Source organism: Acinetobacter sp. GG23, from assembly GCF_057766365.1.
This window is the reverse complement of sequence record NZ_JBYMDJ010000002.1, coordinates 153,406-166,521: the sequence shown is the minus strand read 5'-3', so window position 1 is coordinate 166,521 and position 13,116 is coordinate 153,406. Positions and strand designations below refer to the sequence as shown.

The 13,116-nt window shown below is 40.5% G+C and carries 12 protein-coding genes; 4 read left to right on the top strand and 8 right to left on the bottom strand.

The genetic code is table 11. The features are described from left to right. Nucleotides 1–581 precede the first annotated feature (581 nt). A complete protein-coding gene (locus AC3CAU_RS03885; protein ID WP_131216791.1) occupies nucleotides 582–920 on the bottom strand; it encodes a hypothetical protein in 339 nt (112 codons plus the stop codon). Between the two features lie 139 nt (nucleotides 921–1,059). Here AC3CAU_RS03885 and AC3CAU_RS03880 point away from each other — a divergent pair, with 139 nt between their 5' ends. Then, nucleotides 1,060–1,332: a hypothetical protein gene (locus AC3CAU_RS03880; RefSeq protein WP_447053765.1), complete on the top strand. Its 273-nt coding sequence runs from the start codon at nucleotides 1,060–1,062 to the stop codon at nucleotides 1,330–1,332. Between the two features lie 203 nt (nucleotides 1,333–1,535). Here AC3CAU_RS03880 and AC3CAU_RS03875 read toward each other — a convergent pair whose 3' ends face one another. Together AC3CAU_RS03875 and acs are read right to left on the bottom strand one after the other, a co-directional pair. After that, nucleotides 1,536–1,877 carry a hypothetical protein gene (locus tag AC3CAU_RS03875; protein ID WP_447053766.1) on the bottom strand — a complete coding sequence of 114 codons (342 nt, stop codon included), beginning with the start codon at nucleotides 1,875–1,877 and terminating at the stop codon, nucleotides 1,536–1,538. A gap of 446 nt (nucleotides 1,878–2,323) precedes the next feature. Then, on the bottom strand, nucleotides 2,324–4,267 hold the full coding sequence (acs, locus tag AC3CAU_RS03870; protein ID WP_424619077.1) for an acetate--CoA ligase: 1,944 nt from the start codon (nucleotides 4,265–4,267) through the stop codon (nucleotides 2,324–2,326). Nucleotides 4,268–4,554: 287 nt separating this feature from the next. On the opposite strand from acs, the gene AC3CAU_RS03865 reads away from it, so the two are divergent. Continuing rightward, nucleotides 4,555–5,142: a DUF805 domain-containing protein gene (locus AC3CAU_RS03865; RefSeq protein ID WP_424619079.1), complete on the top strand. Its 588-nt coding sequence runs from the start codon at nucleotides 4,555–4,557 to the stop codon at nucleotides 5,140–5,142. Between the two features lie 111 nt (nucleotides 5,143–5,253). After that, nucleotides 5,254–6,240 carry a mechanosensitive ion channel family protein gene (locus AC3CAU_RS03860; RefSeq protein ID WP_424619081.1) on the top strand — a complete coding sequence of 329 codons (987 nt, stop codon included), beginning with the start codon at nucleotides 5,254–5,256 and terminating at the stop codon, nucleotides 6,238–6,240. Here AC3CAU_RS03860 and AC3CAU_RS03855 read toward each other — a convergent pair. From AC3CAU_RS03855 to prfB, 5 genes are all read right to left on the bottom strand, one after another. Next, nucleotides 6,214–6,927 carry a 16S rRNA (uracil(1498)-N(3))-methyltransferase gene (locus AC3CAU_RS03855; protein WP_424619083.1) on the bottom strand — a complete coding sequence of 238 codons (714 nt, stop codon included), beginning with the start codon at nucleotides 6,925–6,927 and terminating at the stop codon, nucleotides 6,214–6,216. The genes AC3CAU_RS03860 and AC3CAU_RS03855 overlap by 27 nt on opposite strands. Before the next feature lie 219 nt (nucleotides 6,928–7,146). After that, nucleotides 7,147–8,427: a 3-deoxy-D-manno-octulosonic acid transferase gene (locus AC3CAU_RS03850; protein ID WP_424619085.1), complete on the bottom strand. Its 1,281-nt coding sequence runs from the start codon at nucleotides 8,425–8,427 to the stop codon at nucleotides 7,147–7,149. Between the two features lie 109 nt (nucleotides 8,428–8,536). Next, nucleotides 8,537–9,613 (bottom strand): alkene reductase, encoded by a 1,077-nt coding sequence (locus AC3CAU_RS03845; protein WP_424619087.1) that lies wholly within the window; start codon nucleotides 9,611–9,613, stop codon nucleotides 8,537–8,539. 39 nt (nucleotides 9,614–9,652) lie between these two features. Next, on the bottom strand, nucleotides 9,653–9,955 hold the full coding sequence (locus AC3CAU_RS03840; protein ID WP_425918927.1) for an ArsR/SmtB family transcription factor: 303 nt from the start codon (nucleotides 9,953–9,955) through the stop codon (nucleotides 9,653–9,655). 233 nt (nucleotides 9,956–10,188) lie between these two features. Further along, nucleotides 10,189–11,284, bottom strand: a protein-coding gene (prfB, locus tag AC3CAU_RS03835; RefSeq protein WP_131216808.1) for a peptide chain release factor 2 whose coding sequence is annotated in 2 segments (ribosomal slippage) — nucleotides 10,189–11,211 and nucleotides 11,213–11,284 — 1,095 coding nt in all. Because the reading frame shifts where the segments join, the coding sequence is not laid out codon by codon here. A gap of 995 nt (nucleotides 11,285–12,279) precedes the next feature. Between prfB and AC3CAU_RS03830 the strand changes: the two genes are divergently transcribed. Beyond that, nucleotides 12,280–13,068 (top strand): putative porin, encoded by a 789-nt coding sequence (locus tag AC3CAU_RS03830; RefSeq protein ID WP_131216810.1) that lies wholly within the window; start codon nucleotides 12,280–12,282, stop codon nucleotides 13,066–13,068. Nucleotides 13,069–13,116: the final 48 nt, after the last annotated feature.

Below are 13,116 nucleotides of genomic sequence, written 5' to 3'. Positions count from 1 at the left end.
AAGTGGATGATAACAAATTCATTTCTTATAAGAGATTGATGTTAGATAAAATATATAAATATAAAGGATGCTATATGAGAGGGCTTTTAGTCTTAGTAATAATAAGATTTTAGATAATAAAAAAACCCGGAATCCTGCCGGGGTTTTTCGTATTTGATGCTTAGATCTAACTCCTGTCGGATCTCAGTCCTTGTTCTGTTTATTGTTCTTTTTATTTGGAGCATCCTGCCCTGTATGTCCCCATTATAGGAAGCTACAACGAAGTGGTATAGCAGCAAAGGACCTAGATTGATGTGAGCAAATGCGTACAAGATCGGCTAAAAACTGTCCCGGTTTTATCCGTAAAATTGAGGATATTTTCTACCCTTGGAAGGCTGTTAACATTGAAAAAAGTTTCAATTTAATCAAATAACGATCATTTTTATTAGCGGAATATATCAAAAATGTTCATAAAAAAGCCGACTTTTTTTCCAAGCCGGTTGAACGAGATCGTTCGAGAGGGTATGTATTAAGATAGGATACTGATCTTAAATTAATATTAAAAAAGTGTTTCGTATAAGCACTATTATGTTAAATGGACATCAAGAATCCTCTGGTAGAGGCCAAGTAATATTATTATGAAATTGTTCATACCAATATTGTCTTATATATTCATCACCAGCTCTATCAAAATGGTATACGAATAAATCTAATTCTTTATTGAGTTGTATATCATATTTATATTTAGCTGTAGCTAAGTAGTCTTGTATTTCACATAATTCGTCAAATATAGACCCTGTTTCTTCAAATTTTAGTTTTTTAATTTTAACGATAATTTCTTTAATTTGATTTTCATACATCAATAATATTCTAGATATATCAATACTCGTATCTCTATGAATTATTAGTTTTTGTTCAAAGTCAGTCCATTTATACATCATATTAAGAATAACCCTTTTTAGTTTTACTAAAATAAATAAAATACATCTTATACGAATTGAAAAATGGGAGGCTTAATTCTAATTTTTTTGATAATTTATCAATGGAAAAGGTAGATATTCCATCTGAGGAATTAACGGTATGAATTTATTGGAAGTTCTATTAAATATAGAAGAGTATTCTGATGAAGAAACGATTTATGCGGTAAAAGATTGGACTGTAGCTTCAGATACTATCGTTATGGTTGAGCCAGATGATGGTGTACTCGAATTTACAGTGGATAGGCGAGTATATAGCTACTTTTTAGAGGTTTTTTTAATTAAAGAACTTTTAAGTGATTTATCTGAAAAGCATGAATTACCTCTGGAAGGGAAAGCTCTTTGTATTATTCAGTATGCTTCGAATGATGCGTAATTGTTTAATAGTGCGATAAACACCTGAATCTGAATAGCCACTTACTTTGTAGACACTTTATAGTCTTTCTAAAATTAATATAATACGAGTTATGCGAAGCGTGGGCCGATCTCCCCGCTTTTTACTTCTTATAACCGCCATTATATTTAATAAGGTTTTACTTAAGATATATTCTTACTCATTGTTATTTGCTTGATCTAATTTCACTTGATTGAATTAAGTAGCCCATGTAATCCTAATTCAGAAGGATTATTTAACATGAATGTATCTTTTTGAGTTCTATAAGTTAATTCAAACTGTCCTTTTTCTTCGTCAATAATTCGAACACCATCTAATACTGCAAAAATACCAAATAGGACATCATGAGCCACTAAATTAACTCTATTAGTATCCTCTTCTGATAAGCCATTATACCATTCGGATAAATTTTTCATCTCAGGGGTAACCTTCCTACCAGGTGGGCTTTTTAACTTAGAAATAACATCCTTAATTCCAGCATCTCTAACATAGACTCTAAGTGCATCAACAAAATCAGCGTTATTCATTATTATTTCCTTAATTTCATAATAGATGCTACTACATCATTTTATTTACTTTTCCTAAAATTAACATAATACACCTTATACGAAACTCTTTTATTTTATATATAAATCAAATTCTTAATTTAATAATTAAAAGCCCATTCATTATTCGGTTGGAATAGACAGTCCTAGCAAACCACTTTGAAGGATTAAATCACGCTCTTATTTTGGGTTGCCACCTTATTTTTTACGTTCAGCTGCAATGGTTGCAAACTGTTCCGCCAGTTGTTAAGCAATATGTAACGGATTTAGACTTAACAGCGGAAATGAGGCATTCATAATATTGTCTGATTATCCCTATATTTTTAGCTTAGCAGATGATGTTTTGCTGCTTTATCTGAATGCCTGAAGTCCTTGTACATAAAATAAAATACCGCCTGAAAAATGCAGGCGGTAATGGCTAAAATGACTTAATTGTTGGGGTAAACGGTCAGTATCAGATTGTCTACCACCTGTGGATCGGCCAAGGTCGAAGTATCCCCCAAACTATCCAGTTCATTGGCGGCAATTTTTCTTAAAATACGGCGCATGATTTTTCCGGAACGAGTTTTTGGCAAGGCGGGTGCCCAATATAAAGCATCCGGTGTGGCCACAGGTCCCAAGGTTTTGCGAACCCAAGCGACCAATTCTTTACGCAATTCGTCGGATTCTTCAAAATTGGCCTGTAAAGTAACAAATGCACAGATGCCTTGACCTTTAATATCATGCGGCATGCCGACAACCGCAGCTTCAGCGACATGCTCATGCGCTACCAAGGCACTTTCGACTTCTGCGGTACCTAAACGGTGTCCTGAGACATTCAATACATCATCTACCCGTCCGGTAATCCAGTAATAGCCATCTTTATCACGGCGGGCGCCATCTCCAGTGAAATAAGTTCCTGGATAGGTGGAGAAATAGGCTTCAATAAAACGTTCAGGATCACCCCAGATGGTACGCATCTGACCCGGCCAGGAATCCTTGATAATCAGGTTACCTTCTGCTTCGCCTTCCAGTTCCTTGCCTTCAGCATCGACAATAGCGGGTTGTATGCCAAATAATGGACGGGTAGCAGAACCCGGCTTTAAATCGGTTGCACCTGGTAAGGGTGAAATTAATATCCCGCCGGTTTCAGTTTGCCACCAGGTATCGACAATCGGGCAGCGGCTTTCACCCACCACGGTGTAATACCAGTTCCATGCTTCCGGATTAATCGGCTCACCTACCGAACCAATTAAACGTAAGCTGCTGCGGTCACTTTCCCGAACAAAGGTATCACCTTCTCGCATCATGGCGCGAATCGCGGTTGGCGCAGTATAGAGAATGGTGACATTGTGCTTGTCGACAATATGACCGGTGCGTGCCCAGGTCGGATATTGCGGCACACCTTCAAACATTACCGTTGTGGTGCCATTCGACAATGGCCCATACAGTACATAAGAATGTCCAGTAATCCAGCCGACATCTGCAGTACACCAGAACACATCATCCTGCTTGATATCAAAAACTTCACGGAAAGTGGAGTTCACATAAGTCAAATAACCGCCAGTGGTATGTAACACCCCTTTCGGCTTGCCGGTCGAACCTGAGGTATACAAAATGAATAAGGGATCTTCAGCATTCATCGGTTCAGGCGGGCAGATTTCATTCACCGACATGATTTCCATGTGATACCACAAGTCACGCCCTTCCTTGAGTTCAATCGGGTTCCCGGTACGATGCACCACAATCACATTTTGAACTGATTCAGTTCCTTGTACTTTCAATGCCGCATCGACATTTTCTTTGAGTGGGACCGGTTTACCACCACGCATGCCTGAGTCGGCGGTAATCACGATTTTTGCCTGACAGTCTTCAATCCGGCTGGCCAGTGAATCTGGTGAGAAACCACCAAATACCACACAATGCACTGCACCAATGCGTGCACAAGCCAGCATCGAAATAGCCGCTTCCGATATCATCGGCATATACAGCACCACACGGTCACCTTTACTCACGCCATGTTTTTTCAGCACATTGGCAAAACGGCAGGTTTCATCATGCAGTTCTTTAAAGGAAATAATTTTATGCCGCGAAGGATGATCGCCTTCCCAAATAATGGCAGGTTTATGCGGATGTTCTTTTAAATGCCGATCCAGGCAATTGGCACTCAGATTCAGTTGCCCATCGGCAAACCATTCGATTTTAAAATTGTCTTTGTTGAAACTTGTGTTTTTGACTTGGGTAAAAGGTTTGATCCAGTCCAGTTTATTGGCTTGCTCTGCCCAATATTCATCAGACTGATCGATGGATTGCTGATAACGCTCGAAATATTCAGACTCGTTGGTGCGAGCGGTTTTTTTAAACTCTTCTGGTACAGGATAGATCTCTTTCATAAGTACTTCCTTGCTCTTCTTCATCTCATCACGAGATGCTATGCCACGTTATTGATTTTATTGACTGCATATCCACAGTATGACGATTATTTTTCAACCGATTCAATCATGCTTTGGTCGTAGTTTATTTATACAATTTAAACCACAGACTCCTTATCGTATTCAACAAAAAAAATGGTCTAATTCGTATCTGATCTGTTCATTTAATCTTATAATTTAACAAGAAGATGCATGCACTGCTTTGCAAAATGCCCTATTTGCTCAGCCAAACCTGACCCGGAAAGCATATGAACCCGCAAGACTCCTCTCCATTTTTTTCACGACCACCACTGCCAACTAACGATAATCCTTTGTCGCCCCAAGGCCGTTTTGGTCGTTTGAGTTCAATTGGCTGGTATGGGTTTGTGCATCTCATTACTTTCTTCGCCACCCTTGCACTGAGCCTGACCATGGGCATTTTCCACCTGAACACCCTGTCGGTGGACAACCAGTTCGTAAATACATTGACCGGATTAGCAGGACTCGGCTTTGTGGTGATTTTGGTACTGTACCTTTATTTTCTGATGGTGATTAGCATCCGCCGTTTGCATGACATGAACCGAAGTGGCTGGCTGATTCTGTTATTCCTGATTCCCTTACTGAATATTTTTATGGGGCTATATTTACTTTTAGGTTCAGGAAGCAAGGGAGTCAACAATTATGGTTTACCGCGTGCGACATCGGTCTGGGAAAAAATACTGGCCTGGTTGATGATTATTATCACGGTATTGAGTTTCATGGCTTCAAGTAGCATCGTGTCTTATATGTTTGGAGCAGGCGAACTGGAAATGCCTCAACCTCAAGAAGTCATTCAAAAAGGCACCGCCTACTTTTAAAATGTGTTCACAGTTTTTTGACAAAACTAGACTGATCGCAGCTGAGTAGTGGTTAAATTTTTACTAATTTTCAGGCAAAATACTGCGTACTAACCCAAATTCGGAAAATTCGTGGCTGAACAAAACAATGCCTTGAATGATGTCACTCAAGGCACATCAGAGCTTTTGCATGAGGCAACTGAAAAAACCACACAAACTGTGCTAAAACATACAGCAAAGTATAACGATGCGTATTCCACCATTGATAAATTCGCCGATGCCTTTTGGGAGCGCTTACCCTACATCTGTATTGCACTGGTGGTTTTTACAATATTTTATTTACTGTCAAAATTATTTAAATTCTTTGTCCGTAAAGCTTTGACTGACCGCTCTTATACCAAACAGAATCTGGTTCTGGTTCTGAACCGTGTCGGCAGTTCAGCCATCATGTTCTTTGGTTTCCTCATTGCCATGGTCATTGCCATTCCAGGCTTCACTCCGGGGCAGCTAATGAGTGCTTTGGGGATTGGTTCGGTCGCGATCGGTTTCGCGTTCAAGGACATTTTCCAGAATTTGCTTTCAGGCATTTTAATTTTACTGGGTGAACCGTTCAAAATTGGTGATGACATTATTGTGTCGGGCATGGAAGGTACGGTTGAAGATATTCAGATTCGTGCAACTTTCTTACGTTCACCCGATGGCCGTCGTATCGTTATTCCCAATGCAACAGTCTATACCAGCGCAGTGACGGTCAATACGGCTTATCAACGCCGCCGTTGTGAATTTGTGGTCGGTATTGGTTATGAAGACGATATCCAAAAAGCCAAAGATATTATTACTGCAATTCTAGATAAAGATCCAACGATCCTGAGTCAACCTGGGTTTAGCGTAAATGTCACTGCACTGGCTGACTTCTCGATCACGCTAAAAGCCTTCTGGTGGGTGGATACGACTGAAACAGGAATGGGAACGTCGGTCAGTGCCGTACAGGAAAGGGTGATTCAGGCTTTTGCAGAACATAATATTTCTATCCCTTATCCAGTACAGGAAGTGAAGATCTATCGTGGTGATCCTTCGGTACAGGATGATGAGTCAGCTCGTGCTAAACAGACGACCTAATACATAAGCAATCACAGTTTCAGTTCGAATAATACGGTTGCCTAAGCTTACCGCCTGGCAGCCGTTTTTTATCAGCAAATCCACTTCATAGGGAATAAAACCGCCCTCTGGGCCAATCATAATGCTACACGGATGATCAATTGCAAAAGGCATTTTCATATCTGCATAAGGATGGGCCACGTAAGCCGGACATTCCACGGTAATTAAACTGGGCAAGACATCTTCTACAAATGGCTTAAAGCGTTTATAGATTTCAATTTTAGGTGCAATGGTATCTCCGGCTTGTTCCAGACCCAGCGTTACATATTGATCAAGCTGTTGTAAAAATGGGGTTTGCCAATAGCTTTTATCCACCCGATAACTGTGCAGAAGAATAATTTTTTCTACCCCCAGCGTGACACTATCCATAATTAAACGGCGCAGCACTTTCGGACGCGGCATGGCAACAATTAAAGTGACCGGCAGTTTTTCAGGAACAAGCTCTTCTTTAATGGATTTTAATTTTATGGCTTGTTCAGTGATTTCCACAATTTCCGTCAGGTAGCGTTTACCCTCCCGAATCCCGACTTTTAAGCTGTCACCGACTTGGATATCAACATGGGTACGTAAATGTTCAAGCTGACGTTTGGCACTAATTGTCCAGATTTCAGATTCAGTTTGGCGTGGGTCAAGAAGAACAATATTCATAAGTTATAAATTCAACTCTTAAAAGCAAAGACACCTGCACAGCCACCTAAAATTTCATGACTTTATTTTACTTTGCGTAGGCATATTCCTACTTTTGACAGAGCAAAAGTAGGCAAAACTCTTTGTTAGGCTAATGGTAAGTCCCTTTACCATAGCCTAACGGCGGCATCCATGCCGCCTCCGCGAAATAAATTTCAACGTAATGTAACACAGGGCTTTTTAAAGATACCGGTCAATCACCGCAATATGCTTTGCTAACGAACCGGTATTTTTCAGCATGATTCGTTGTGCCTGTCGATTCAGTTGTTCTGCAACTACATGATCATTTAACAGTTCAATTAAAAGTTTCGTCGCCTGCTCTGCATCATCCACAACTTTTACCCCATTCACTGCGACAAATTCATCAACAATAGTCTGAAAGTTAAAGTAATTTTTACCCAAAACCGTCGGCACATTTAAAGCAATTGGCTCTAAAATGTTATGCCCACCGCCTGGCTCATTCAACGAACCACCGACAAAGCAGACTTGGCTTAAGGCATACCACAACCACATCTCGCCCATACTATCGGCTAAATATACTTGGGTATCAGGCTGAATGGATTCACCTAAACTGCGGCGTCGGGTTTTTAAATCTAAACCTTGTGCAATCTGAAATACCTCATCAAAGCGTTCCGGATGACGCGGTACCACAATCACCACAATTTCTGGATGCTGGATTAAATAAGGCTGTAAAGCGACGAGTAATTTTTGCTCTTCTGGCGCATGCGTACTGGCAATGGTGATGATTTTACATGCTACTAAATTCCATTCTTGTTTCAGTTGCCCTGCCTGTTGAATAGATGTTTCAGGTGCATGAATATCAAATTTAATACTTCCTAACACCTTCCCTTTATTCGCAGATAAACCTAAATGGATAAAGCGCTCTAAAGTCGCTTGGTCTTGTGCCAGTAACTGGTCTAGACCATTCAGCATACCTCGGCTCAGACCTTGAACTTTGCTGTAGCCTTGTGCGGATTTTTCCGAAAGACGGGCATTAATCAACAAACATGGCACTTTAAATTGCTGGGCTTGGTCAATCAAATTTGGCCAGATTTCAGTTTCCACCAAAGCCAATAATTTCGGCTGATATTTTTGATAAAACGCTTGCACCAAATGTTTCTGGTCCGCAGGCAAATACACTGCCTGAAACAAATGTTCATACGGGGCTTTTAAAAATAGTGATTTGGCACGCGCCTGTCCGGTCTTGGTGGTATTGGTCACTAAAACGGCATGACCTAATTTTAAATAATGTTCGATTAAGGGTTGCGCCGCATTGGTTTCCCCCACAGATACCACATGAAACCAGATGGCATGCAGATTTTTCGGCGTTTGAAAGGGACCAAAACGCTCAAGACACTCTTGTTGCAATTGCTCCGTATTCAACGCACGTTTTTTTATTCGCCACTTATATAATGGTTTAATGATTGATAATGCTGCGTTGTACCAAACAGGAGTAGCCAAACAAGTTGCCTCAAATTGTGTTGAATCGGCAAAATATAACAGAGCAGCCTCCACATGTTAATGGATTCTGCTCTGTGAGATGATTTATTCTGCTTTGTGAGGTATCAGCTTAGCTTTCGGCCAACTGTTTATTTAAGAAAGGATAGTCGATATAACCTGCTGCGACATCGGTTCCAATCATATTTTCAAACTTCAATTCATTTAGCGGTTCATCTTCCACCAAGCGCTCAAAAAGGTCAGGATTGGCAATATAATTCTTACCAAAAGACACCGCTTCTGCTTTGCCCGATGCCAATAATTCAAGTGCATCTTCACGGCTTAAACGCATATTGGCAATATACGGCACACCATTTGAACGCGCTTTCATCTCTAGGCTGATGCTGTCATCGGCTAGATATTCACGGGTAAAGAAGAAGGCAATTTTACGTTTGCCCAGTTCTTCCATTACATAACCAAACGTTTCTTTCGCATTGGCATCACCCATATCATGCTCATCGCCACGCGGTGCCAAATGCACACCAACACGACCCGCGCCCCAGACTTCAATCAGGGCATCCACCACTTCAAGCAAGAAACGCGCGCGGTTTTCAACCGAACTACCATAAAGATCGCTACGTTTATTGGTTGAAGTTTGCAAGAATTGGTCAATCAGATAACCATTCGCCGCATGCAATTCCACTCCGTCAAAACCTGCAGCTTTGGCACGAATGGCAGACTGTTTATATTGCTCGGTAATGGCTCGAATTTCAGAGATTTCCAGTGGACGCGGCACTACATATTCACGTTTTGGACGCAGCAGGCTAACATGACCAGCCTGTTGTACGGCACTGGCTGAAACCGGCGTTTCACCCTTTAATAAATCAGGATGCGATACCCGACCCACATGCCACAATTGCGCCACAATCAAACTGTCTTTGGCATGAACTGCATCTGTAACAAGTTTCCAGCCTTCTACTTGAGCGTCGGTAAATAAACCTGGCGTTTTTTCATAACCATTGGCTTCTTCTGAAATCACCGTTGCTTCCGAGATGATTAAACCTGCACTTGCACGTTGCGCATAGTATTCAGCCATCATTGGCGTTGGTACACGGTCAGCGGTGGCACGGCTACGCGTTAATGGTGCCATCACCACACGGTTTTTAAGTTTAAGTTCACCAAATTGAATCGGTGTTGAAAAATCTGTCATCCAGCAATCCTCTTACAGCTTGCCCGGACTGATTAAAGTCTAAAGCGCATGCTGTAAATGTTGTAAAAACTCTTCGATCAGTGCTTCATTACGTGAGAAATAAGACCATTGTCCATATTTAGTGACATGAATCAGTCCTGCCTGTTGCAGCACCGACAAATGATTGGACATGGTCGACTGAGAGATATCGGCAATTTTTTCCATCTGACCTGCGCAGACACCACGACTAAAGTCATTTCCACATTCTTCACTAGAAATGTAACGATCAGGTTCTTTTAAACATTGCAGAATCTGACGTCTAATCGGGTTGGCTAAGGCTTTATAAATTGCTTCTGTGTCCATCTCATTTCACTCGTGTTCATGATCAGCACCTTACCTAGAATCATTATATCGAATTTATACGATATTAATATCGAAATTTATCGATATTATATATTCATTTTGTAAATTGCTGCAATCTTGTACAAATTCACTCTATTCTAACATTGTCTGACCAATACATTGGATGAACTCGTATCACCCAGTTTTAAAGCTAAAAAAACAGAGGGTCGGCCTCTGTTTTTCTAGCAATAAACTTATAAACCCTGTTTTAAACTGGCTTCAATAAATTTATCCAGATCACCATCCAGCACTGCGCCAGTGTTCGAGCTTTCCACACTGGTACGCAAGTCTTTAATACGCGAGTCATCCAGTACGTATGAACGAATCTGGCTGCCCCAACCAATATCGGACTTGGTATCTTCCAGTGCTTGCGCAGCATCGGTACGTTTTTTCATCTCTAATTCATAGAGTTTTGCACGTAACTGTTTCCAGGCATGGTCACGGTTGGCGTGTTGTGAACGCTGGTTCTGACATGCCACTACAATCCCTGTGGGTGCATGGGTCAAACGTACCGCAGAATCGGTTTTGTTAATATGCTGACCACCGGCACCCGATGCACGATAAGTATCGGTACGCACGTCCGCAGGGTTAATATCAATTTCGATATCGTCATCAATTTCAGGTGAAACAAACACAGCCGAGAATGAAGTATGACGACGGTTACCCGAGTCAAATGGCGATTTACGCACTAAACGGTGTACACCAGATTCGGTACGTAACCAGCCATAGGCATACTCGCCTTCAACGCGGATTGTGGCCGACTTAATCCCGGCAACATCACCGTCAGATTCTTCCATCAATTCTGCTTTAAAGCCGTGACGTTCAATCCAGCGCATATACATACGAAGTAGCATAGAAGCCCAGTCCTGTGCTTCCGTCCCCCCCGAACCGGCCTGAATTTCCACATAACATGGGTTCGGGTCCATCGGGTTACTGAACATACGGCGGAATTCAAGTTTTGCCAGTTCGGCTTCAGAATTGTCTAATTCCGCTTGCACATCTTCAAGCAAACTTTCGTCGTCTGCTTCAACTGCTAACTCAAGCAATGCTTGTGCGTCTTCCAGCTGAGTCGATAAACCCTCAAGCACATTTAATACGTTTTCAAGCTCGCCTTTTTCTTTAGCCATGGCTTGCGCGCGACTTTGGTCATTCCAGATGGTTGGATCTTCAAGCTCGCGGAGAACCTCTTCTAAACGTTCTTTTTTCAGATCGTAGTCAAAGATACCCCCGTAATGTTAGACCACGGTCGTTTAAGTCTTTTAATTGGTTTAGATAAGGATTAATTTCCACGTGAATTACTCTCAATCAGAATACTAGGCTTAAATAGCCATCAATTATAACACAGAGCATGGATGCAGTTTTACAGAGCCTTGGTGTAATAGCAGTTGATCTGAATGTCTTTTTTATGAACCAGATGCATGTTTTTAAGCATTCTTACAATTTTTTAACACAATCACTTTGGAGGTTAATGAAATGCACACGTCTAGCACTCGGCCTTATAGCAATTGCTTGTTCAAGTTTGGCTTAGAACACTCAATTAGAGGGTAGTTGTATCTATACTGATCATGATAACGACTATACCGATACAGACAATGAATTTGAGGTAAAAGGCACTTTTAATTCAATTCTGTTTCTACTAAAAATGCACCGCTTAATAAATCTGCATTTTTAGCCCATCACAGCAATACTTATCTTGGCTAGAACCATCACTACTCAGAAAGAAGAACTATTTTAGCTATAAAATCTGAAGCCGACGCATATACAATTTATGATGGAATCGAATATTTATTTCGACCAGGCCTTTAGCTTAAGTGCAGCTTATAATATGCAAGACTATGATGAAAAATATATTGATTTCTGCTTTATTCGTTCTAAATATTTTATTCTAACTTCGCGTAGGTGGTGAAGTTGGTTGGGTCATGATATTTAATTATTTAATATCAATGTGACATATTATTTTTAATTAAGCAGTAAGTAATTAAATGGATAGTTAAAGACCTCCTCAATTGAGGTTATTTTTAATATTAACTCACTATTCTGTTACGAAATACTTAAAATTTTATTAAAAATTCACATAAATCCATGAACTCTACACAATTTTAATAAAACAAAACATTTTAATAAATTTATATTTTTCAAATATTTAAAATTCAAAAATTACATAAAATTACGTTAGCAACATTTGAGTAACCTTGCGAGGATTGACCTGAATTCATTTTGCTCTAGACTAAAAGTTGTAACAAAAAATGTATTAATTTTGACCATAAATTTGAGGGGTAGTATCCATGAAAAAATTAGCCATTGCTTCAGCACTTCTTTCTGCTCTAGCAGTAACAGGTACAGCAAATGCATACCAAGCCGAAGTTGGTGCAGCAGCCGCTTACGTTGACCCAGATAATGGTGGTTCAGGTAATGCTTTTGGTGTAGATGGTACTTATTACTTCAACCCCGTTCAAACTCGTAATGCCCCACTTGCAGAAGCAGCTTTCCTTGACCGTGCAAGTAACGTAAAGGCCCAAGCAACATTTGCTGATCGTGGTGATTTAGATAGCAACACTTATGGTATCGGTGCAGAGGTCTTTGTACCAAATTCTGACTTTTATTTAAGCGGTAACATCAGTCAAAATGAAACAGAACTTTTCAATGGACTGGGTCAAAAATATGACTTTGATACCACTTACTATGCCGCTGAAGTTGGTTACCTTCCAGCTCCAGGATTGTTAATTGCCGCTGGTCTTAAAGGTTATGACAACGACAATGATGATGGTGTAGATCCAACATTACGTGCTAAATATGTAACTACTTTAAGTAATGGTAAAGATATCAATTTAGAAGCTGGTGCTGCATTTGGTGATCTAGATGAGTACAATCTTGCTGCCGACTACTTCATTGATAAAACACTAAGCGTTGGTGCTGACTATCATAACAATGACTTAACTGATCAAAGTGAATTTGGTGTCAATGCCCGTAAATTCATTAACCAACAAGTAAGCCTTGAAGGTCGTGTTGGTTTTGGTGAAGTTGGTAATAATGACTACAACTCATTTGGTGTAGCTGCGAAATACCGCTTCTAATCAGACCGAATTAATCAAATCAAAAAAACCGCTCCAATGAGCGGTTTT

Excerpts from the sequence above, each read along its gene's own strand:
- AC3CAU_RS03885 (WP_131216791.1), bottom strand. The coding sequence starts at position 920 with ATGATGTATAAATGGACTGACTTTGAACAAAAACTAATAATTCATAGA.
- AC3CAU_RS03880 (WP_447053765.1), top strand. The coding sequence starts at position 1,060 with ATGAATTTATTGGAAGTTCTATTAAATATAGAAGAGTATTCTGATGAA.
- AC3CAU_RS03875 (WP_447053766.1), bottom strand. The coding sequence starts at position 1,877 with ATGAATAACGCTGATTTTGTTGATGCACTTAGAGTCTATGTTAGAGAT.
- acs (WP_424619077.1), bottom strand. The coding sequence starts at position 4,267 with ATGAAAGAGATCTATCCTGTACCAGAAGAGTTTAAAAAAACCGCTCGC.
- AC3CAU_RS03865 (WP_424619079.1), top strand. The coding sequence starts at position 4,555 with ATGAACCCGCAAGACTCCTCTCCATTTTTTTCACGACCACCACTGCCA.
- AC3CAU_RS03855 (WP_424619083.1), bottom strand. The coding sequence starts at position 6,927 with ATGAATATTGTTCTTCTTGACCCACGCCAAACTGAATCTGAAATCTGG.
- AC3CAU_RS03845 (WP_424619087.1), bottom strand. The coding sequence starts at position 9,613 with ATGACAGATTTTTCAACACCGATTCAATTTGGTGAACTTAAACTTAAA.
- AC3CAU_RS03840 (WP_425918927.1), bottom strand. The coding sequence starts at position 9,955 with ATGGACACAGAAGCAATTTATAAAGCCTTAGCCAACCCGATTAGACGT.
- AC3CAU_RS03830 (WP_131216810.1), top strand. The coding sequence starts at position 12,280 with ATGAAAAAATTAGCCATTGCTTCAGCACTTCTTTCTGCTCTAGCAGTA.